Here is a 21110-nt window from a genome sequence, read left to right on the forward strand (position 1 = left end):
GACGGAGAAGACATGACCGATCGAAACGAAGCTTTTTCGCCGCGCTCGACCGCCGATTTTCGCGCGCTCGACGCCGCGCACCACATCCATCCGTTCTCGGACATGGGCGCGCTCAATCGTGCCGGCAGCCGCGTGATCGTGAAGGCCGACGGCGTCTACCTGTGGGACTCGGACGGCAACAAGGTGATCGACGGGATGGCCGGCCTGTGGTGCGTGAACGTCGGCTACGGGCGCAAGGAACTCGCCGACGCCGCGTATCGCCAGATCCAGGAACTGCCGTTCTACAACACGTTCTTCAAGACCACGCATCCGCCGGTGATCGAACTTTCCGCGATGCTCGCGGAAGTGACGCCGGCCGGCTTCAACCACTTCTTCTATTGCAACAGCGGCTCGGAAGGCAACGACACCGTGCTGCGTCTCGTGCACCAGTACTGGCGCGTGCAGGGCAAGCCGCAGAAGAAATACGTGATCTCGCGCAAGAACGGCTATCACGGCTCGACGATCGCGGGCGGCACGCTCGGCGGGATGGGCTACATGCACGAGCAGATGCCGTCGAAGGTCGAGCACATCGTGCACATCGACCAGCCGTACTTCTTCGGCGAAGCGGCAGCCGGCGAAACGCCCGAAGCATTCGGCCTCGCGCGCGCGCAGCAGCTCGAAGCGAAGATTCTCGAACTCGGCGCGGAGAACGTCGCGGCTTTCATCGGCGAGCCGTTCCAGGGTGCGGGCGGCGTGATCTTCCCGCCGTCGACGTACTGGCCGGAAATCCAGCGGATCTGCCGCAAGTACGACATCCTGCTGGTCGCCGACGAAGTGATCGGCGGCTTCGGGCGCACCGGCGAATGGTTCGCGCACCAGCACTTCGGCTTCGAGCCGGACCTGATCACGATGGCCAAGGGCCTCACGTCGGGTTACGTGCCGATGGGCGCGGTGGGCATTCACGAGCGCGTCGCGCGCCCGATCATCGACAACGGCGAATTCAATCACGGCCTCACGTATTCCGGTCACCCGGTGGCAGCCGCCGTCGCGGTCGCGAACCTGAAGCTGCTGCGCGACGAGGGCATCGTCGAGCGCGTGAAGACCGACATCGGGCCGTATTTCCAGCGCCGGCTGCGCGACGCGCTGGGCGACCACCCGATCGTCGGGGAGATCGCGGGAGCGGGACTCGTCGCCGGCGTTCAGCTGGCGCGCGACCGGAGCCGGCGCGAGCGCTTCGGCGCGGACGTCGATATCGGCACGATCTGCCGCGACTTCTGCTTCAACGGCAACCTGATCATGCGCGCGACCGGCGACCGGATGCTGCTGTCGCCGCCGCTCGTGATTCGCGAGGCGGGGGTCGACGAGATCGTCGACAAGGCGAAGCGCGCGTTCGACGCGACGGCGGAGCGGGTGGGGCGCGCACGGTAAGCCGGTAGCTGCGTGCGGACGTGGGCGGCGTATGACGTGGCGCCCGCGTCGCTCGGGGCACGCGCGACGCCGAAAACGAAAAGGGCCTGCGTCGTGAGACGCAGGCCCTTGAATTCTTTGGTGGGCGGTACTGGGATCGAACCAGTGACCCCTGCCGTGTGAAGGCAGTGCTCTACCGCTGAGCTAACCGCCCAAAGAAGAATCAAATTATGTCAGAGATTTTGGGGCTCGTAAAGCCCTTTCTGCAAATTTTTTCAAATAGCCGCAAGCACCGGTTCGCGAGCCGCGCGCTCAGCCCGCGAGCGCGGGCAGCGCATCGATCGACGCGCGTACGTAGCCGGCAAAGCGCAGCGCCACCGGTTCGGCGGTGCCGCTGCGTTTCAGCGCGAGCGTGCGCGATTCGAGCGACGCATCCTTCAGCGGCAGGAACGCAAGCCGGTCGCTTTTCGCCTGCTGCAGCACGCGCGGCACCAGCGCGATGCCCATCCCGAATTCGATCATCGACAGGACCGTCTGCCACAGCCGCGCCTCGTGACGGATCAGCGGACTGAATCCCGCGTTCACGCACTGCGCGATGATCAGGTCGTGATAGTGCGGTGCGGCGTCGCGCGGAAACAGGATGAACGGTTCGGTCGCGAGCGTGGCGAGCGCGACCTGCCTGCGCCGCGCCAGTGGATGCGCGGCCGGCAGGCAGCACACGAACGGCTCCGCATAGACGGGCACCGATTCCACCTCGGGCGGGAAGTGGCCCCAGTGCGCATAGCCGAGATCGATCTGGCCACGCTGGATCGCCTGTACCTGCGCGTGCGTGTTCATCTCGCTCAGCACGACCTCGACGCCCGGATAGTCGGCCTCGAAGCGCCGCACGGCGTCGGGCAGCCCGCGATACAGCATCGAGTGGACGAAGCCGATCCGCAGCCGGCCCGCGAGCCCCGATGCGGAGCGCACCGTCAGGCGCTCGGCTTCGGCCGCCTGCAGCAGCAGCCGGCGCGCTTCGCCGAGCAGCACCTCGCCCGCGTTGGTCAGCGCGACCGTCTTGTTGGTGCGCGAGAACAGCTGCACGCCGAGCGCGTCCTCGAACTTGCGGATGTCGAAGCTCAGCGCCGGCTGCGAGATGAACAGGCGCTTCGCCGCGCGCCCGAAATGCAGTTCCTCGGCGACCGCCACGAAGTAGCGCAACTGCCTCAGTTCCATGGTGTCTCCTCCCGGCGTCCGCATTGATAAGCGATATCTATCGTACCGGACAAATCCTGTATTGGACGCTTATCGATCGCGCGCCTACGCTCTGCGGGAGGCTTGACGCAGGATCGGCCGGACGCCGCGGCGCGCGGCCCGGTCGCCGCACAGGCAGCCCAGGAGACGCATGCATGAACGACACCGCTCGCACGCCCGACACCGGCGCATCCAATATCCCCGACAGCCGGGGCATCAATTTCTTCACCGTCGACCCCGATCTCGGCGCATTGCTGAAGCTGCATCTCGGCGATGCGCGCTATGCCGAACTCGAGCCGCGGCTGCACGCGCTCGGCGCGCGCGTGTCGGGCGAACTCGACGAATGGGCGTCGCGCGCGGACAAGCATCCGCCCGTGCTCGAGCATCGCAACCGGCGCGGCGAGGCCGTGCAGCGGATCGACAAGGACCCGGCGTACGTCGCGCTCGAACGCGTCGCGTATGCGGAGCTGGGGCTCGCGTCGCTGAGCCACGGAGCCGAAACCGTGCCGCCGCTCGTCAAGTACGCGCTGACGTTCCTGTTCGTGCAGGCGGAATTCGGGCTGTGCTGCCCGGTCAGCATGACCGATTCGCTGACGCGCACGCTGCGCCGCTTCGGCGATCCCGCGCTGGTCGCGCGCTACCTGCCGATGCTCGCGTCGCGCGACTTCGACACGCTGTACCAGGGCGCGATGTTCATGACCGAGCAGGCGGCCGGCTCCGACGTCGGCCGGATCGCGACGCGCGCGACCTGCGAAACCGACGTGCACGGCGAGACCGTCTGGCGACTGACCGGCGACAAGTGGTTCTGCTCGAACGCGGACGCCGATCTCGCGATGGTGCTCGCGCGGCCCGACGGCGCGCCGGACGGCATCAAGGGCCTCGCGCTGTTCCTGCTGCCGAAGACGCTGCCGGACGGCACGCGCAACCGCTACCGGATCGTGCGGCTGAAGGACAAGCTCGGCAGCCGTTCGATGGCGAGCGGCGAGATCGCGCTCGAAGGCGCGCAGGCGTACCTGATCGGCGAGATCGGCCGCGGCTTTCACCAGATGGCCGACATGATCAACATGTCGCGGCTGTCGAACGGCGTGCGCGCGGCGGGGCTGATGCGGCGCGCGCTGAACGAAGCGCTGCACGTGGCCGCGCATCGCGCGGCGTTCGGCCGCAAGCTGATCGAGATGCCGCTGATGCAGCGCCAGCTGATGAAGATGCTGCTGCCGGCCGAGGCCGCGCGCGCGATGTTCATGCAGATCGCGCTGCTGCTGCCGCAGGCCGACGCGGGCGACGAGCAGGCCGCGCGCTGCGTGCGGATCCTGACGCCGCTGATCAAGTTCCGCGCGTGCCGCGACGCGCGCCGCGTGACGGGCGACGCGATGGAAGTGCGCGGCGGCACCGGCTATATCGAGGAATGGAGCGATGCGCGGCTCGTGCGCGACGCGCATCTCGGCTCGATCTGGGAGGGCACCAGCAACATCGTCGCGCTCGACGTCGCGCGCGCCGCGCAGCGCGAGCATGCGCTCGACGCGCTGCGCACGTTCCTCGGCGATCGCCTGGGCGCGGCGCCGCTGCCCGAGGCGAGCCGCACGGCGTTGCGGCGCATTCTGGCGCGGGCGTGCGACGGGCTCGCGCGGGTCGCTGACGAAGGCGACGACGCGCGCGTGCGGCAAGCCGCGTCCGCGCTGTATTACGCGAGCGCGGCCGTATTGATGGCCTGCGAGGGCGCGCGGCTCGCGCCGGATTTCCGCCGTCTCGCGCTGGCGCACCTGATCGTGCGTCACAAGCTGCTGTCGGTCGATCCGCTCGCGCCGGCTCCGCGCGACGACGAATCGGCCGCGTCCGACGCGCTGCTGCGCGGTCTGCCGGTCGCGCTCGACACGGCGCTCGACCTGCTGCCGGAGGTCGAGCGATGAACGCGACGCGTGGCGCACTGGACGGCCTGAAGGTCATCGACCTGAGCCGGGTGCTCGGCGGCCCGTACTGCACGCAGGCGCTCGCTGATCACGGCGCGATGGTGGTCAAGATCGAGCCGCCCGCCGGCGACGAAACGCGCGGCTGGGGGCCGCCGTTCCTCGGCGACACGGCCTGGTATTTCATGGGCGTGAACCGCAACAAGGAAGGGCTCGCGCTCGACCTGTCGCGCGACGAAGGGCGCGCGATCCTGTGGCGCCTGCTCGAGGAAGCCGACGTGCTCGTCGAGAATTTCAAGCCGGGTACGCTCGCGCGCTGGGGGATGGACTACGCACGCGACCTGCAGCCGCGCTTTCCGCGCCTGATCCACTGCGCGGTGACGGGCTTCGGCGACGACGGCCCGCTCGGCGGGCTGCCGGGCTACGACGCGGTGATCCAGGCGATGGCCGGGCTGATGAGCGTGAACGGCGAACGCGACGGCGACGCGACCCGCATCGGCCTACCGATCGTCGACATGGTCACGGGGCTCAACGCGCTCGCCGGCATCCTGCTGGCGCTCGCGGAGCGCGAGAAGAGCGGGCGCGGGCAGTCGATCGACGTCGCGCTGTACGACTGCGGCGTGTCGCTGCTGCATCCGCACCTGCCGAATTTCTTCGGCTCGGGTCGCGTGCCGGAGCGCAGCGGCAACGCGCACCCGAACATCGCGCCGTACGACAGCTACCGCACGGCCACCGTGCCGATTTTCCTCGCGGTCGGCAACGACCGGCAGTTCGCGCGGCTCGTCGCGCATCTCGGCGCGCCGGCGCTCGCCGGCGATCCGCGCTTCGTCGACAACCGCAGCCGCTGCGCGCACCGGCCCGCGCTGAAGGCCGAGCTGGAAGCGCGGCTCGCCGCGCACGCATGCGAGCCGCTCGCGCGTGACCTGATGGCGGCCGGCGTGCCGTGCGGGCCGGTGCGCACGGTGGCCGACGTCGCGCACGATCCGCATGCGCTGCACCGCAACCTGTTCGTCGAGATCGGCGCGTATCGCGGCACCGCGTCGCCGGTGAAGCTGTCGCGCACGCCGGCCACCTACCGGTCGGCGCCGCCCGCGCTCGGCCGCGACACGCGCGCGGTGCTCGACCGGCTCGGCGTCGATCGCGCGCTTCAGCAGCAACTGCTCGATGCCGGCGTGCTGAAGACGGCGGCCGGCGAATCGCCGCCCGACTGACACGACGCCGCCGGCCGGCGGCGTGATGCCGGCCACCGGGAAAGGCGCGCGCGAGTCGCGCCCCCGATCACCCCAATATGGAGACATCGATGAGCCGTCCTCAATCCCCGCCCGCCGCACAACCGCGGCCCGGCCGCGCCGCCCTCGCGGCGTTCGTCGGCACCACGATCGAGTGGTACGACTTCTACATCTACGGCACGGCCGCGGCGCTCGTGTTCGGCAAGGTGTTCTTTTCCGGCACGATGGATCCCGGCGTCGCGACGCTGCTCGCGTTCGTCACGTTCTGGGCCGGCTTCGCCGCGCGGCCGCTCGGCGGCATCGCGTTCGGGCATCTCGGCGATCGCGTCGGCCGCAAGACCGCGCTCGTGATCACGCTGGTGATGATGGGGCTCGCGACGACGGGCATCGGCCTGCTGCCCGGTTACGCGTCGATCGGCGTGTGGGCGCCGGCGGGCCTCGTCGTGCTGCGCGTGCTGCAGGGCATCGCGGTCGGCGGCGAGTGGGGCGGCGCGGTGCTGATCGCGAGCGAGAATGCGCCGAAGCATCGCAGCATCCTGTATGCGGCGTTCGCGCAGCAAGGCTCGCCCACCGGCAACCTGCTGGCCACGGCGGCATTCTTCGCGCTGAGCGCGCTGCCGACCCCGTCGTTCCTGATGTGGGGCTGGCGCATTCCGTTCCTGCTGTCGGCCGTGCTCGTGGTCATCGGGATGGTGATCCGGCTGCGGCTCGAGGAGTCGATCGACATGCAGCGCGTGCTCGCGCGCAAGCGCACGGTGAAGCTGCCGCTGCGCGACGTCGTGCGCGACCACTGGGTCGTCGTGCTGCTCGCGGCCGGCACGCTGCCGGTGATCAACGTCACGTATTTCCGCAGCACGTTCGCGCTGTCGTGGGCGACGAAGGAACTCGGCTACGCGCAGGGCACGTTCCTCGGCATCCTGTCGATCTCGCTCGTCGTGCAGTTCCTGATGCAGCCGGTCGGTGCGTGGTTCGTGTCGAAGGTCGACATGCGGCGCGCGATGGGCTGGATCCTGATCCCGGAAATCGTGCTGATGCCCGTGATGTTCCACGCGCTCGCGACGCGTTCGTACTGGGTCGCCGTCGCGGGCATGTGCATCTCGACGATTCCGTCGGCGATGTTCTACGGCGCGGTCGGCGGCGTGCTCGCCCGCGTGTTCCCGGCGAACATCCGCTATACGGGCCTGTCGCTCGCGTATCAGTTGAGCGCGCTGGTCGTCGGCGGCGGCACGCCGGTGCTCGCGCAGGCGATTCTCAATGCGACGGGCAGCATCGTCGGCGTCGCGATCGCGTCGGGGCTGTACGCGCTCGTGTCGCTGGCGTGCATGCTGGCGCTGCTGAACCGCACCGGGTATCGCGCCGACGAGTTGTCGAGCGCCGAGCGCAGCGATGCGGCCGAGTGGGGCACCGAAGGCGCGGGGGCCGATTGTCCGGCCGGCGCGCCGGCGCAGCCCGACGATCGCGGCACGTTGAAACCGGCGGGGTGACGCGGGGAGGCCGGCGCGATTCGGCACGCTGGCGACGCGGTAATTCGGTGAGGCGGCAATCCGCCGGCGCGGTCGCGCGGTAATTCGGCGCTCCGGCGGCATCGCGTGCCGGACCGAGCGTGCGTCGCGCGGCGTCGGCTCGCACCGGATCACGCTTCCCAAAAGCAAACGGCACCGTGCGAGACACGGTGCCGTTTGCCTGGGCGTTGGCTTCACGTCGCGACGAGGCCGGCGCGGCCTGCCGTCGCGAGTCGCGTCGCTTCAGCCTTCCGTCGGCGGCACGTAGCCGGACGCCTGGTCCGCGCCGTCGCCGAAGAAGTACTTCTCGGTCTGCTTCATCAGGTACTGACGCGCGCGCGGATCGGCCATGTTCAGGCGGTTTTCGTTGATCAGCATCGTCTGCTGCTTGAGCCAGCCTTGCCACGCTTCCTTCGAGACGCTCTCGTAAATGCGCTTGCCGAGTTCGCCCGGCAGCGGCGGGAAATCGAGGCCTTCGGCTTCCTTGCCGAGCTTCGCGCATTGGATCATTCGAGCCATCGTGTACTTCTCCTGTAATCGGTGTCTGGGGGGAAGGGCAGTCGTGCCGGTGCTCAGAGCTGCTTCATCAGCACGAGCGACTTGCGCTGCCAGTTATAGAGTTTGCGACGGTCTTCCGGCAGGTCGTCGACGCTGACCTTGACGAAGCCGCGCTTGAGGAACCAGTGCTCGGTGCGCGTCGTGAGCACGAAGATGTGCGTGAGGCCGCGCGCGCGGGCACGCTGCTCGATGCGCTTGAGCAGGCGCTCGCCGTCGCCCGAGCCCTGCGCTTCCGGCGCGACCGTCAGGCACGCCATCTCGCCGATCTTCTCCTGCTGGTACGGGTACAGCGCCGCGCAGCCGAACAGCACGCCGTCGTGCTCGATCACCGAGAAGTGGTCGATGTCGCGTTCGATCTGGTGGCGGCCGCGCCGCACCAGCGTGCCGTCCGACTCGAGCGGCTCGATCAGCGACAGGATGCCGCCGACGTCGTCCGGCGTCGCCTCGCGCAGGCTCTCGAGATTCTCGTACGAGATCATCGTGCCGACGCCGTCGTGCAGGAACAGTTCGAGCAGCATGCTGCCGTCGAGCGACTGCGGGATCAGGTGCGCGCGGGTCACGCCGCCGCGGCACGCGCGGATCGAATGCTTCAGGAAGAACGCGTCGTCGCCCTGGATGTTGCCGGAATCGAGCAGCTCGGCCGCGGCGTCGAGCGACATTTCGCGGACCAGCTCGCCTTCGTCGTCGACGATGCCGGGCCCTTCGGTCAGGAAGATGATCTTGTCGGCGCGCAGCGCGATCGCGGCCGCCGACGCGACGTCTTCCATCGACAGGTTGAACGCTTCGCCGGTCGGCGAGAAACCGAGCGGCGACAGCAGCACGAGCTTGCGGCTCGCGAGCGAATGACGGATCGATTCGGCGTCGATCTTGCGCACGATGCCCGTGTGCGCGAAATCGACCCCGTCGAGAATCCCCACCGGCCGCGCGGTCACGAAGTTGCCCGACACGACGCTGATGTGCGCGTGCGCCATCGGCGAGTTCGGCAGACCCTGGCTGATCGCGGCCTCGATGTCGAGACGCACCTCGCCGGCCGCTTCCTTCGCGGATTCGAGCGCGCGCGCATCGGTGATGCGCAGCCCGTGCGAAAACTCGGATTCGACACCGTGCAGGCTCAACTGCTCCTCGACCTGCGGGCGCGAGCCGTGCACCAGCACGATCTGGATGCCCATCGCCTGCAACAGCGCGATGTCGGACACGAGCGCATTCAGCAGCCCCTGCTGCACCACCTCGCCGCCGAACCCCACGACGAACGTGCTGTTGCGGAACTTGTGGATATAGGGCGCGACGGAGCGCATCCAGTCGACGAACTGCGCGTGGCTGGCGGCCGAATCGTCGGCGGCCGGCGGCGTCGCGGCGCCGGTCTGGGCGGGAGGGAGGTCGGTTTGGGAATTCATGGGCGGGATTATAATGCGCCCCCATGTCGAATGTTTCTAAAAGTCCCGCGCCGACGCGGGCCAATACGCCGTCGGCGCAGCACCCGGATGGTGCGGCCGATGCGCGCCAGCAGCAGGGCCAGCAGCAGGGCCAGCCGCCCCGCCAGCAGCAGGACAAGCCGGCGGGCACGGCGGCACCCGCACCGCGCGGGCCGCGCGGCGACGAACGGCGCGGCGGCGCGCGCCAGCCGGCCGCGAAGGGCGCGCCCCAGGCAACGGGCGAGCGCGCCCCGCGCCGCGAGCGTCCGCCGCGCGCCCCGGTCGCACCGAATCCCGTTCCGCCGATCACGTACCCGGAAAGCTTGCCCGTCTCGGGCAAGCGCGACGAGATCGCGCGCGCGATCGCCGATCATCAGGTCGTGATCGTCTGCGGCGAAACCGGCTCGGGCAAGACCACCCAGTTGCCGAAGATCTGTCTCGATCTCGGCCGCGGCCTCGGCGCCGGCGGCACGGGCCTGATCGGCCATACGCAGCCGCGGCGCCTGGCCGCCTCGTCGACCGGCCGCCGGATCGCCGAGGAACTCGGCACGCCGTTCGGCGAGGTGGTCGGCTACAAGGTGCGCTTTACCGACAATCTCGCGCCGGGCGCGTCCGTCAAGCTGATGACGGACGGCATCCTGCTCGCGGAGACGCAGACCGACCCGTTGCTGAAGGCGTACGACACGCTGATCATCGACGAGGCGCACGAGCGCAGCCTGAACATCGACTTCCTGCTCGGCTATCTGAAGGAAATCCTGCCGAGGCGGCCGGACCTGAAGCTGATCGTCACGTCCGCGACGATCGACGCCGACCGCTTCGCGCGCCATTTCGGCACCGACGCGCGCTCCGCGCCCGTGATCGAGGTGAGCGGGCGGCTGTATCCGGTCGAGATGCGCTACCGCCCGGTGGCCGAGGATCGCCCGGCCGTGAAGAACGCCGAAGGCACGGGCGGCCGCGACCGCGTGAAGACCGCGCGCGAAGCCGAGCGCGACCTGATGGACGCGATCGTCGACGCGGTCGACGAGCTGTGCCGCGAAGGCCCCGGCGACGTGCTGGTGTTCCTGCCCGGCGAGCGCGAGATCCGCGAGGCGGCCGAGGCGCTGCGCAAGCACCATCCGCCGCATACCGAGATCCTGCCGCTGTTCGCGCGGCTCTCGGCGGCCGACCAGGACAAGGTGTTCAAGGCGTCGAACGCGCGCCGCATCGTGCTCGCGACCAACGTGGCCGAAACCTCGCTGACGGTGCCCGGCATCCGCTACGTGGTCGATACCGGCCTCGCGCGCGTGAAGCGCTATTCGTACCGGAACAAGGTCGAGCAGCTGCAGGTCGAGTCGATCTCGCAGGCGGCCGCGAACCAGCGCGCGGGCCGCTGCGGCCGCGTGGCCGACGGCGTCTGCATCCGCTTGTACGAGGAAAGCGACTACCAGGCGCGCGCGCGCTTCACCGACCCGGAAATCCTGCGCTCGTCGCTCGCGTCGGTGATCCTGCGGATGAAGTCGCTGCACCTGACCGCGATCGAATCGTTCCCGTTCCTCGAGCCGCCGCCCGGCCGCGCGATCGCGGACGGTTATCAACTGCTGAACGAACTCGGCGCGGTCGACGACGACAACGCGCTGACGCCGCTCGGCCGCGAGCTCGCGCGCCTGCCGCTCGACCCGCGCGTCGGCCGGATGATTCTCGCCGCGCGCGACCAGCAGTCGCTGCGCGAGGTGCTGATCATCGCGAGCGCGCTGTCCGTGCAGGACCCGCGCGACCGCCCGATCGAAGCGCAGGAGCAGGCCGACCAGGCGCACCGCCGGTTCGCCGACGAGCGCTCCGAATTCCTGCAGTGGCTGAAGATCTGGGCGTGGTTCGAAGAGGCCGTCGCGCACAAGAAATCGAATCGCCAGCTGATCGATGCATGCCGGCAGAACTTCCTGTCGCACCTGCGGCTGCGCGAGTGGCGCGACGTCCATTCGCAGCTGCTGACGGTCGTGCGCGAGCACGGCTGGCGGCTCAACGAAGTCGAGGCCACCTACGAGCAGATTCATCTGGCCCTGTTGACGGGCCTGCTCGGCAACCTCGGGATGAAGGCCGACGACGATCCGCATTACCTCGGCGCGCGCGGCATCAAGTTCTACCTGTGGCCGGGCTCCGCGCTCGCGAAGAAGGCCGGCCGCTGGGTGATGGCGGCCGAACTCGTCGAGACGAGCCGGCTGTACGCGCGCTGCCTCGCGAAGATCGAGCCCGAGTGGGTCGAGAAGATCGGCGCGCACCTGCTGAAGAAATCGCTGTCGGAGCCGCACTGGGAAAAGCGTCCGGCGCAGGTCAGCGCATTCGAGCGCGCGACGCTGTACGGGCTGCCGATCTACCACCGGCGGCGCGTCGCGTTCGGCAAGCAGGACCCGGCGCGCGCCCGCGAGCTGTTCATCCGCGGCGCGCTGGTCGAAGGCGAATTCGACACGAAGCTGCCGTTCTTCGCGCACAACCGCAAGCTGCTCGCCGACATCGAGCAGCTCGAGCACAAGTCGCGCCGTCAGGACGTGCTGGTCGACGACGAACTGATCTACGCGTACTACGACCATGCGATTCCGGAAGGCATCCACACGGGCGCCGCGTTCGAGCGCTGGTATCGCGACGAGGTGAAGAAGGGCGGCCAGGCGGAGGACAAGCAGCGGCTGCTGTACCTGTCGCGCGACGACCTGATGCGTCACGAGGCGGCCGGCGTCACGACCGACCTGTTCCCGAAGCGCGCGACGATGGCGGGTGTCGAAATGGCGCTCACCTATCACTTCGAGCCGGGCACGCCGCGCGACGGCGTGACGCTCGCGGTGCCGCTCTTCGCGCTGAACCAGGTCGACGCGCGCCGCTGCGAGTGGCTCGTGCCGGGGATGCTGAAGGAAAAGGTCCAGTTGCTGCTGAAGTCGCTGCCGCAGAAGCTGCGCCGGCACTGCGTGCCGCTGCCCGAATACGCGGCCGGCTTCGTCGAGCGGATGGGCCGCGAGCGCTTCGGTGCGGGCGGGCTCGTCGAGGCGCTGATCGCCGACGTGCGCGGCGAGACGCAGGTCGCGATGAAAACGGCCGACTTCAAGCTCGAGACGCTGCCCGCGCACCTGTTCATGAACTTCAAGGTGATCGACGAGCACGGCCGCCAGCTCGCGATGGGGCGCAATCTCGCGCAGCTGCGCCAGGAGCTGGGCGCGCAGGCGCAGCAGCAGTTCCAGAAGATCGCGGCGGCGTCGACGATCGCGACCGGCGGCGACGCCGACGCCGGTCAGGCGCTCGGCCACGCGCCCGCGTCGGCTGCCACGCCCGCGGCTGCCGCCCGCGGCGCGAAGGCCGGCAAGGGCGCCGCGCCGCAGACGGCCGTCCCGGCGGAAACCGGCGCGACCGCGCTGTACGAAAACCTGACGACGTGGAATTTCGGCAAGCTGCCCGAGCTGCTGGAAATCCGCCGGCGCGGCCAGACGCTGTACGGCTATCCGGCGCTCGTCGACCGCGGCACGCACTGCGACGTCGAGGTGTTCGATTCGCCGGAGGAGGCCGCGCGCATTCACCGGGCCGGCTTGCGGCGGCTGTTCGCGCTGCAGCTGAAGGAGCCGATCAAGTTCCTAGAGAAGAATCTGCCGGGCCTGCGCGAGATGGCGATGCAGTACATGTCGCTCGGCACGCAGGACGAACTGCGCGACCAGCTGATCGACACGGCGCTCGACCGCGCGTGCCTGCAGGATCCGCTGCCCGACGACGACGCGAGCTTCCACGCGCGCCGCGACGAGGGCCGCAGCCGCCTGAACCTGCTCGCGCAGGAAATCGCGCGGCTCGTCGGGCAGATCCTGGCCGAATACGCGGGGCTCGTGAAGAAGCTCGCGCAGGCGAAGCCGTTCGCGCAGGCGCATGCGGATCTGCAGCAGCAACTGGCTGCGCTGGTCGGCAAGCGCTTCGTGATCGACACGCCTTACGCGCAGCTTGCGCATTTCCCGCGCTACCTGAAGGGCATCGCGCTGCGCATCGACAAGCTGAAGGCCGATCCGGCACGCGACGCGAAGCAGTCGGCCGAGCTGCTGCCGCTCGCCCAGCAGTACCAGCGCGCGGTGTCGCAGCGCGGCGGCGTCGCCGATGCGCGGCTCGCGGAATTCCGCTGGCTGCTCGAGGAATTGCGGATTTCGTTGTTCGCGCAGGAACTGCGCACGCCGATGCCGGTCTCTGTCAAGCGTCTGCACAAGGTCTGGGAGTCGATGCAGCGCTAGCGCGGCATCGGTTGACCGCGTCCGCCCCGGCCTGGCCCTGGCTGCCCCGGCCGGCCGCACGGCGCCTGCCGCGGCGGCGCGTCCGGCAGGCGGGGCGTGCGGCGAAGCGGCGCAATACCGGCATGGGTCAACCGGAGGGGCCCGCCGAACGTTCTACAATGACTGCTGTTCCACGACGTGAGTCTTCATGCGCACTTTCCTTTCCCTCGGCCGCACGCTCGCGCTGGCCGCCGCCGTACTGGCGCCCGCCGCCCACGCGAATAACGTGATCGTTCTCAACTCGGCCGAAGCGACGCTTTCCCTGATCGACCAGCAGACCCGCGAAGTCGTTTCCACGATGCCGACCGGCAAGGAACCGCACCATTTGATGGCGACGCCCGACAATGCGTCGCTGATCGTTGCAAATTCGGTCTCGAACAGCCTGATGTTCCTCGATCCGAAGACGGGCAAGCTGCAGCGCACCGTCGAAGGGATCGACGATCCCTACCAGCTCGGCTTCTCGCCCGATCGCAAGTGGTTCGCGGCGGCGGGCCTGCGGCTCGACCGCGTCGACATCTACGGCTACGACGGCCGCGACCTGAAGCTCGTGAAGCGCGTGCCGCTCGCGGTGATGCCGAGCCACCTCGCGTTCACGAAGGACAGCAAGACGCTGCTCGTGTCGCTGCAGGTGTCCGGCGAGATCGCGGCGATCGACCTGCCGACGCAGACGGTCAAATGGAAGATGAAGGTCGGCAAGGTGCCGGCCGGCCTGTGGCTCACGCCGGACGACAAGTTCCTGCTCGTCGGGATGACCGGCGCGGATTACGTCGCGGTCGTCGACTGGCGCAACCAGAAGGTCGTCAAGCAGATCTACACGGGCAAGGGCGCGCACAACTTCCGTTCGCTCGCCGACGGCACGCACGTCGCGGTGACCAACCGCGTCGCGAACACGATCAGCATCATCGACGAGAACACGCTCACCAACGTCGGCGACATCACCGGCCTGCTGCCGGGCCCGGACGACATGGAGCTGTCCGCCGACAAGAAGACGCTGTGGGTGACGTTCCGTTTCGCGAAGAAGGTCGGGATCATCGACCTGGCGTCGCGCAAGCTGGTGCAGACGATCGCCGTCGGCCGCTCGCCGCACGGCATCTACTTCTACGACCGCGCGCCGTGGAAGGCCGCGAACGGCGCGTGACGGGCGGAGGCGAACGATGCTGCACCTGATCGATGCGTTCGTGTCGGACATCCAGACCTGGCTGTACGTCGATGTCGTGCAGCCGCTCCTCTTCAAGTTCAACCTGATGGACTATGACGAGGACACCTACGACGCGCTGTACTGGGTGATCATCGGCGCGCTGCAGATGGTGCTGATGTTCGCGCTGCTGCGCCCGCTCGAGGCGCTGCTGCCGGTCGAGCGCTGGAAGAACCGCCGCGCGGTGCGGGTCGACGTGATCTACACGGCGATCTCGAAGCTCGGCATCTACACGCTGTTCTTCTTCTTCGCGCTGCAGCCGGTGTTCGACAGCTTCCAGGCGTGGCTGCGCCTGCACGGCGTCGCGAACGTCAACCTCGACTATCTGTGGCCGGGCGTGACGTCGCAACCGATCGTCGCGTTCGCGATCTACCTCGTCGTGCTCGATTTCGCCGGCTACTGGTATCACCGCTGGCAGCACAAGTTCGGTATCTGGTGGGAGCTGCACGCGGTCCATCACAGCCAGCGGCAGATGTCGCTGTGGTGCGACGACCGCAACCACCTGCTCGACGACGTACTGCAGTCGTGCTTCTTCGCGGCGATCGCGCTCGTGATCGGCGTGACGCCGTCGCAGTTCGTCGTGCTGACCGCGGTCACGAACTTCCTGCAGAGCATTCAGCACACGAATGCGCGGCTGTCGTACGGCCGCATCGGCGAGCGCCTGCTCGTCAGCCCGATCTTCCATCGCCGCCACCATGCGGTCGGCTACGGCCACGAAGGCACCAAGTACGGCTGCAACTTCGGCGTGCTGTTCCCGTGGTGGGACATGATGTTCGGCACCGCGTCGTGGAACCGCACGGTCGAGCCGACCGGCATCCGCGAGCAGGTCGAGGGCGTGTCCTATGGCGACGGCTTCTGGTCGCAGCACGGCCTGGCGTTCGTGCGGATCTTCCGGCGCCTGTTCCCCGCCAAGCGCGGCGCGGCGTCGGCCTGACCCGATCCGGCCGTTCTCCCGTTGAACGACTTTCCCACGCGGCCCGCATGCGCTTTGGCGCATGCGGGCCGCGTGGTTTATCCTTTCCCCGTTTTTCTCCATCGATACAGGTCCGCATGAACGACTTGCTGCGTTCCTTCGTCCGGGCGCTCGCCAGCGCGCTGCACCCGCGCATGCTGTGGCTCACCCTGATGCCGTTCGTCGTCTCCGCGCTGCTGTGGGGCGCCGTGCTGTGGTTCTCGTGGCAGACGCTGCTGGACCTCGCGCGCGGCGCGCTCGACGGCTTCGTGCTGACGGCCATGCTGTATCGCGCGTTCGACGCGATCGGCATGTCGCAGCTGCATGCGGTCGTCGCGCCGTTCGTGGTCGTGTCGCTCGCGATCCCGCTGATCGTGCTGACCGTGCTGCTGCTGATCGCGACGATCTCGATGCCGGTCGTGATCAAGCACCTTTCGAATCGCCAGTTCGCGGCACTCGAAGCGAAGCGGGGCGGCACCTTCTTCGGCAGCGTAGTCAATTCGCTCGGCGCGGCGATCGTCGGCGTCGTGCTGCTCGTCGTCACGATCCCGCTATGGCTGATTCCGCCGTTCTTCGCGCTGCTGCCGCCGGTGATCTGGGGCTGGCTCACGTACCGCGTGATGACCTACGACGCGCTCGCGCTGCACGCGAGCCGCGACGAGCGCCGCGCGCTGGTGCGCCGGCACCGCTGGCCGCTGATCGGCATCGGCGTCGCGACCGGGCTGCTCGGCACCGTGCCGACCTTCGTGTGGGTCTCGTCGGTCTGGATGATGGTGCTGTTCCCGTTCGTCGCGGCCGCCATGATCTGGGTTTACGCTTTCATCCTCGTCTTCTCGGCGCTGTGGTTCGGGCACTACTGCCTGCGCGCGCTGGAAGACCTGCGCGCCAGCGCGCGCGCCACCGCAATCGACATGGGGCAGGCATGAGCATCGGCATCATCATCATCGGCGACGAAATCCTTTCGGGCCGCCGGCAGGACAAGCATCTGGCGAAGGTCATCGAGCTGCTCGGCGCGCGCGGCCTCGCGCTCGACTGGGCCGAATACGTCGGCGACGATCCGGCGCGCATCACCGCGACGCTCGCGCGCGCGATCGCGTCGGGCGACATCGTGTTCTCGACGGGCGGCATCGGCGCGACGCCGGACGACCATACGCGCCAGTGCGCGGCCGCCGCGCTCGGCGTGCCGCTCGCGCTGCATCCGGAAGCGAAGGAGCTGATTTCGGAGCGGATTCGCGAAACGCACACCGATCCGGCCACGCCGGTCGACTTCGAGTCGCCGGAGAACCAGCATCGCTTCAACATGGGCGTGTTCCCGGCGGGCGCGACGATCATCCCGAACGGCTACAACCGGATTCCCGGCTTCTCGGTCGGCGATCTCCATTTCGTGCCGGGCTTCCCGGTGATGGCGTGGCCGATGATCGAATGGGTGCTCGATACGAAGTACGCGCATCTGCATCACGCGACGCCGCATGCGGAGCGCTCGCTGTACGTGTTCGAACTGCCGGAATCGACACTCACGCCGCTGATGGAGAAGATCGAGCGCGATTTCCCGGGCGTGCGCGTGTTCAGCCTGCCGAGCGTGGGCGACGCGGAGCGCGGCGGCATCTACGCGCGCCGGCACATCGATCTCGGCGTGAAGGGCGAGCCGGAAGCGGTCGCGGCCGCGTTCGTGAAGCTGCGCGAAGGCGTGCATCTGCTCGGCGGCGACGTCGTCGAGCCCGACACGCCGCGCCCCTGAGCGGCCTGCAACGCGGCAATGCCAAAAGCAACGGGCCGCGCAACGCGGCCCGTCATCGGCATGTCATCGCCCGGCTCGACGATGAGGCTGTCGCAACCGGCGGGTGCGGCGCGCGCTCAGGCGCCGATCCACGGCAGTTTGCGGAAGCACCAGCCGTCGACCGTCTTGCGGTGGCCTTCGGCGTCCTTCGTGCCCTCGAAGCCTTCGAGCAGGTCGAACGCCTTCGTGTAGCCGGCCTGCGCGGACGCGACCGCGGCGAGCTTCGAGCGCGCGGCGCTGCGGCACAGGAACAGGATCGGCGTATCGACGGCCGGGAGGGCCGCCTTCAGTTCGTTGACGAATTCGGCATTCGGCACGCCGCCCGGGTAGCGCGTCCATTCGAGGTGCAGGTACTGGCCGTCGCCGACGAGCGGGCGGCCGATCCAGTCCAGCTCGGCGCGCGTGCGCACGTCGACGAGGCGCGCCGACGGGTCGAGCTGCAGCAGTTCGAATGCCTCGACCGGCAGCAGCGCGCCGGCGTAGTTGAGCGCGCCTTGTGCGCGGCGTTCGTCGGCCTTCGCGTAAAGCTGGTCGAGCGTACTCATGGCAGGAAGTCTCCGTATCGGTCAAACGATCATTCTAGCGCGGCGGCGCGGCACGGACGTCCGCGCGACCTGCGGCGCACGCGCGGGCCACGGGTTCACCAAAAGAGTGCAGAATGGCGCGCATGCACCAGAATGATTCGGGCGCGCCGCCGCATCTCGCTGATTGCACCAATGCGGTGCAATGTCGTCGGCGTCGGTGCGACCCCGAGCCCTGCAATTGCGCAGGCGAGCCCCGCTGCGGCGCGGGACGGCGCGATCCGCGTCGGTTTTGCGATGGTTGGCACGGAAGCTGCTATATAGAATTCGGTCGAATCGGGGCGCGCTGCGCCAAAAGCAAGACCCCGGTCAGCTCGATAAACGAGGCGGTTCCCAGTCCGCCGGAATTGTTCAATCAGGAGAAGAGGTTATGAGTAAAACCGTCGCCGACGTCATGCAGCTCGTGAAGGACGAGGACGTCAAGTTTGTCGATTTCCGCTTCACGGATACGCGCGGCAAGGAACAGCACGTGTCGGTGCCGGTTTCGGCGTTTGACGAAGACAAGTTCGAAAGCGGCCATGCATTCGACGGTTCGTCGATCGCGGGCTGGAAGGGCATCGAGGCGTCGGACATGCTGCTCATGCCGGACCCGAACGCTGCCTTCATCGACCCGTTCTATGAAGAGTCGACCCTCGTGCTGACCTGCGACGTGGTCGAGCCGGCCGACGGCAAGGGCTACGAGCGCGATCCGCGTTCGCTCGCGAAGCGCGCGGAAGCGTACCTGAAGAGCACGGGCATCGGCGACACGGCCTTCTTCGGTCCGGAACCGGAATTCTTCATTTTCGACTCGGTCCAGTGGAACACGGACATGTCGGGCTGCTTCGTGAAGATCAACTCGGAAGAAGCACCGTGGTCGGCCGGCAAGGAATTCGAAGGCGGCAACACGGGCCACCGTCCGGGCACGAAGGGCGGCTACTTCCCGGTCGCACCGGTCGACACGTTCCAGGACATGCGTTCGGAAATGTGCCTGCTGCTCGAACAGCTCGGCATCCCGGTCGAAGTGCACCACCACGAAGTGGCGGGCCAGGGGCAGAACGAAATCGGCACGAAGTTCTCGACGCTGGTCGAGCGCGCCGACTGGACGCAGTGGTCGAAGTACATCATCCACAACGTCGCGCACTCGTACGGCAAGACGGCGACGTTCATGCCGAAGCCGGTCGTCGGCGACAACGGTTCGGGCATGCACGTTCACCAGTCGATCTGGAAGGACGGCCAGAACCTGTTCGCGGGCAACGGCTACGCCGGCCTGTCGGAACTGGCGCTGTTCTACATCGGCGGCATCATCAAGCACGCTCGCGCGCTGAACGCGATCACGAACCCGACGACGAACTCGTACAAGCGTCTGGTCCCGCACTTCGAAGCGCCGGTCAAGCTCGCCTACTCGGCGCGCAACCGTTCGGCATCGATCCGCATTCCGCACGTGTCGAACCCGAAGGGCCGCCGCATCGAAACGCGCTTCCCGGATCCGATGGCGAACCCGTACCTGTTGTTCTCGGCGCTGATGATGGCCGGCCTCGACGGGATCCAGAACAAGATCCATCCGGGCGAAGCAGCGGACAAGAACCTGTACGACCTGCCGCCGGAAGAAGATGCAAAGATCCCGACCGTGTGCGCGGGCCTCGACCAGGCGCTCGAAGCACTCGACAAGGATCGCGAGTTCCTGACCCGTGGCGGCGTGTTCACGGACAGCATGCTCGACGCATACCTCGCGCTGAAGGAGCAGGAGCTGGCGAAGTTCCGCATGACGACGCACCCGATCGAGTTCGAGATGTACTACTCGCTCTAATCGGCGATGGCGCTTCGATTCAGCGCCGTCATGCCGGTTCGTTCCCGCCGCGCGGCTTGCGGCGGGAGCGGCGGAGTCTGAAAGGGGACGGCGTCCAGCCGTCCCTTTTTTGTTCCGACGATTTTCATTTTCTGGCCCGTTGAGGCGCGACAAGCACGCAGATGGTTCTGAAGAATCTGATCAAGGCGAAAACGGGGCAGCCCGAACGACTGACGGACGACGAGCGGCTCTCGCGCTCGGGTCTGCTGGCGGGGCTCGAAGCGCTGCCGACGGTCGTGATCGTGCTCGACCGCAAGACGCTGCGGATCGCGTTCGCGAACCCGTCCGCGGAGGCGATGCTCGACATCTCGCGGCGGCAGCTCGCGCAGCGGCCGTGGGGCGAGATTTTTCCGAACGCGAACGAGCTGGCCTCGACGATCACCGCGATCGGCGAGGAACGCTTTCACGCGACGCATCTCGATACCGTGCTCGACCGGCCCGGCCGCGAACCGCTGCACGTGCATGCGATCGTCGGCTTCCTCGAGAACGCGCCCGATTTCGTGCTCGTCGAGCTGTTCGAGAACGAACGGCAGTCGCGCACCGATCGGGAAGAGCGCATCCACGACCTGACCGCGGTCAACAAGCAACTGATCCGCAACCTCGCGCACGAGATCAAGAACCCGCTCGGCGGCATTCGCGGCGCAGCCCAGCTGCTCGAATTCGAGCTGGGCGAGCGCGAGCGCGGCGAGTTGCGCGAATACACGCAGGTGATCATCAAGGAGTCCGACCGCCTGCAGACGCTCGTCGACCGGTTGCTGGAGCCGCACCGGCATCCGCACATCGTCGGCGACGTGAACATTCATGAAGTGTGCGAACGCGTGCGCGCGGTGATGCTCGCGGAGTTCCCGCGCGGGCTCACGATCGAGCGCGACTACGACGTGAGCGTGCCGGACCTGCGCGGCGACAAGGAGCAGTTGATCCAGGCGCTGCTCAACATCGTGCGCAACGCCGCGCAGGCGCTGCGCGAACGGATCGCGCAGGGCGACGCGAAGATCGAGCTGCGCACGCGCATCGCGCGCAAGGTGACGATCGCCAAGCGCCTGTACCGGCTGGCACTGGACTTGCACGTGATCGACAACGGGCCCGGCATTCCGGAAGAGATCCGCGACCGGATCTTCTACCCGCTCGTGTCCGGACGCGAAGACGGCAGCGGCCTCGGCCTCACGCTCGCGCAGACGTTCGTACAGCAGCACGACGGGATGATCGAGGTCGAAAGCCGGCCCGGACGTACCGAATTTCAGATCCTGCTGCCGCTCGACCATTGAGCGGCGACATTGCGATTCACCCATAT

15 protein-coding genes and 1 tRNA gene are annotated in these 21110 nt (G+C 68.1%); 11 read left to right on the forward strand and 5 right to left on the reverse strand.

From position 1 onward, the window contains the following. Positions 1-12: 12 nt before the first annotated feature. A complete protein-coding gene (locus tag DFS13_RS23620) occupies positions 13-1407 on the forward strand; it encodes an aspartate aminotransferase family protein (RefSeq protein ID WP_111442202.1) in 1395 nt (464 codons plus the stop codon). A gap of 118 nt (positions 1408-1525) precedes the next feature. Here DFS13_RS23620 and DFS13_RS23625 read toward each other — a convergent pair. Beyond that, positions 1526-1600, reverse strand: a tRNA-Val gene (locus DFS13_RS23625). A 98-nt stretch (positions 1601-1698) separates the two neighbouring features. Further along, positions 1699-2601: a LysR family transcriptional regulator gene (locus DFS13_RS23630; protein WP_006488085.1), complete on the reverse strand. Its 903-nt coding sequence runs from the start codon at positions 2599-2601 to the stop codon at positions 1699-1701. 173 nt (positions 2602-2774) lie between these two features. On the opposite strand from DFS13_RS23630, the gene DFS13_RS23635 reads away from it, so the two are divergent. From DFS13_RS23635 to DFS13_RS23645, 3 genes are all read left to right on the forward strand, one after another. Continuing rightward, positions 2775-4526, forward strand: coding sequence for an acyl-CoA dehydrogenase family protein (locus DFS13_RS23635; RefSeq protein ID WP_111442203.1), 1752 nt, complete (start codon positions 2775-2777; stop codon positions 4524-4526). Next, a complete protein-coding gene (locus DFS13_RS23640) occupies positions 4523-5734 on the forward strand; it encodes a CaiB/BaiF CoA-transferase family protein (protein WP_006497805.1) in 1212 nt (403 codons plus the stop codon). Before DFS13_RS23635 ends, DFS13_RS23640 begins: the two co-directional genes overlap by 4 nt. Before the next feature lie 89 nt (positions 5735-5823). Beyond that, a complete protein-coding gene (locus tag DFS13_RS23645) occupies positions 5824-7236 on the forward strand; it encodes an MFS transporter (RefSeq protein ID WP_077020334.1) in 1413 nt (470 codons plus the stop codon). 261 nt (positions 7237-7497) lie between these two features. On the opposite strand, the gene DFS13_RS23650 is transcribed toward DFS13_RS23645, so the two are convergent. Both DFS13_RS23650 and argA read right to left on the reverse strand, forming a co-directional pair. Next, a complete protein-coding gene (locus DFS13_RS23650; protein ID WP_006478357.1) occupies positions 7498-7773 on the reverse strand; it encodes an oxidative damage protection protein in 276 nt (91 codons plus the stop codon). A gap of 53 nt (positions 7774-7826) precedes the next feature. After that, positions 7827-9206 carry an amino-acid N-acetyltransferase gene (gene argA, locus DFS13_RS23655; RefSeq protein ID WP_006485509.1) on the reverse strand — a complete coding sequence of 460 codons (1380 nt, stop codon included), beginning with the start codon at positions 9204-9206 and terminating at the stop codon, positions 7827-7829. A gap of 23 nt (positions 9207-9229) precedes the next feature. On the opposite strand from argA, the gene hrpA reads away from it, so the two are divergent. The 5 genes from hrpA to DFS13_RS23680 all read left to right on the forward strand — a co-directional run bounded on the left by hrpA (position 9230) and on the right by DFS13_RS23680 (position 17374). Beyond that, complete coding sequence (gene hrpA, locus DFS13_RS23660; protein ID WP_111442204.1) at positions 9230-13450, forward strand: ATP-dependent RNA helicase HrpA; 4221 nt, start codon at positions 9230-9232, stop codon at positions 13448-13450. A 187-nt stretch (positions 13451-13637) separates the two neighbouring features. Beyond that, positions 13638-14627, forward strand: a complete 990-nt coding sequence (locus DFS13_RS23665; RefSeq protein WP_006482513.1) for a beta-propeller fold lactonase family protein — start codon at positions 13638-13640, stop codon at positions 14625-14627. A gap of 16 nt (positions 14628-14643) precedes the next feature. Further along, positions 14644-15618 carry a sterol desaturase family protein gene (locus tag DFS13_RS23670; RefSeq protein ID WP_006482516.1) on the forward strand — a complete coding sequence of 325 codons (975 nt, stop codon included), beginning with the start codon at positions 14644-14646 and terminating at the stop codon, positions 15616-15618. A 116-nt stretch (positions 15619-15734) separates the two neighbouring features. Next, entirely contained in the window at positions 15735-16562 is an 828-nt protein-coding gene (locus DFS13_RS23675) for an EI24 domain-containing protein (protein ID WP_006478362.1), read from the forward strand. Then, a complete protein-coding gene (locus DFS13_RS23680; RefSeq protein ID WP_006482515.1) occupies positions 16559-17374 on the forward strand; it encodes a molybdopterin-binding protein in 816 nt (271 codons plus the stop codon). Before DFS13_RS23675 ends, DFS13_RS23680 begins: the two co-directional genes overlap by 4 nt. Positions 17375-17490: 116 nt before the next feature. Here DFS13_RS23680 and DFS13_RS23685 read toward each other — a convergent pair whose 3' ends face one another. Next, entirely contained in the window at positions 17491-17958 is a 468-nt protein-coding gene (locus tag DFS13_RS23685) for a rhodanese-like domain-containing protein (protein ID WP_062911315.1), read from the reverse strand. Positions 17959-18364: 406 nt separating this feature from the next. Here DFS13_RS23685 and glnA point away from each other — a divergent pair, with 406 nt between their 5' ends. Continuing rightward, on the forward strand, positions 18365-19780 hold the full coding sequence (gene glnA / locus DFS13_RS23690) for a type I glutamate--ammonia ligase (protein ID WP_006496793.1): 1416 nt from the start codon (positions 18365-18367) through the stop codon (positions 19778-19780). Positions 19781-19941: 161 nt separating this feature from the next. Further along, positions 19942-21084: a nitrogen regulation protein NR(II) gene (gene glnL / locus DFS13_RS23695; protein WP_006482511.1), complete on the forward strand. Its 1143-nt coding sequence runs from the start codon at positions 19942-19944 to the stop codon at positions 21082-21084. Positions 21085-21110: the final 26 nt, after the last annotated feature.

Origin of the sequence: Burkholderia sp. 28_3, from assembly GCF_003253915.1 — a bacterium.
In the GTDB taxonomy this organism is placed as follows: Bacteria; Pseudomonadota; Gammaproteobacteria; order Burkholderiales; family Burkholderiaceae; genus Burkholderia; species Burkholderia cenocepacia.

Coding starts and splice junctions, on each gene's coding strand:
- DFS13_RS23620 (WP_111442202.1), top strand. CDS start 13: ATGACCGATCGAAACGAAGCTTTTTCGCCGCGCTCGACCGCCGATTTT.
- DFS13_RS23630 (WP_006488085.1), bottom strand. CDS start 2,601: ATGGAACTGAGGCAGTTGCGCTACTTCGTGGCGGTCGCCGAGGAACTG.
- DFS13_RS23635 (WP_111442203.1), top strand. CDS start 2,775: ATGAACGACACCGCTCGCACGCCCGACACCGGCGCATCCAATATCCCC.
- DFS13_RS23640 (WP_006497805.1), top strand. CDS start 4,523: ATGAACGCGACGCGTGGCGCACTGGACGGCCTGAAGGTCATCGACCTG.
- DFS13_RS23645 (WP_077020334.1), top strand. CDS start 5,824: ATGAGCCGTCCTCAATCCCCGCCCGCCGCACAACCGCGGCCCGGCCGC.
- DFS13_RS23650 (WP_006478357.1), bottom strand. CDS start 7,773: ATGGCTCGAATGATCCAATGCGCGAAGCTCGGCAAGGAAGCCGAAGGC.
- argA (WP_006485509.1), bottom strand. CDS start 9,206: ATGAATTCCCAAACCGACCTCCCTCCCGCCCAGACCGGCGCCGCGACG.
- hrpA (WP_111442204.1), top strand. CDS start 9,230: ATGTCGAATGTTTCTAAAAGTCCCGCGCCGACGCGGGCCAATACGCCG.
- DFS13_RS23665 (WP_006482513.1), top strand. CDS start 13,638: ATGCGCACTTTCCTTTCCCTCGGCCGCACGCTCGCGCTGGCCGCCGCC.
- DFS13_RS23670 (WP_006482516.1), top strand. CDS start 14,644: ATGCTGCACCTGATCGATGCGTTCGTGTCGGACATCCAGACCTGGCTG.
- DFS13_RS23675 (WP_006478362.1), top strand. CDS start 15,735: ATGAACGACTTGCTGCGTTCCTTCGTCCGGGCGCTCGCCAGCGCGCTG.
- DFS13_RS23680 (WP_006482515.1), top strand. CDS start 16,559: ATGAGCATCGGCATCATCATCATCGGCGACGAAATCCTTTCGGGCCGC.
- DFS13_RS23685 (WP_062911315.1), bottom strand. CDS start 17,958: ATGAGTACGCTCGACCAGCTTTACGCGAAGGCCGACGAACGCCGCGCA.
- glnA (WP_006496793.1), top strand. CDS start 18,365: ATGAGTAAAACCGTCGCCGACGTCATGCAGCTCGTGAAGGACGAGGAC.
- glnL (WP_006482511.1), top strand. CDS start 19,942: ATGGTTCTGAAGAATCTGATCAAGGCGAAAACGGGGCAGCCCGAACGA.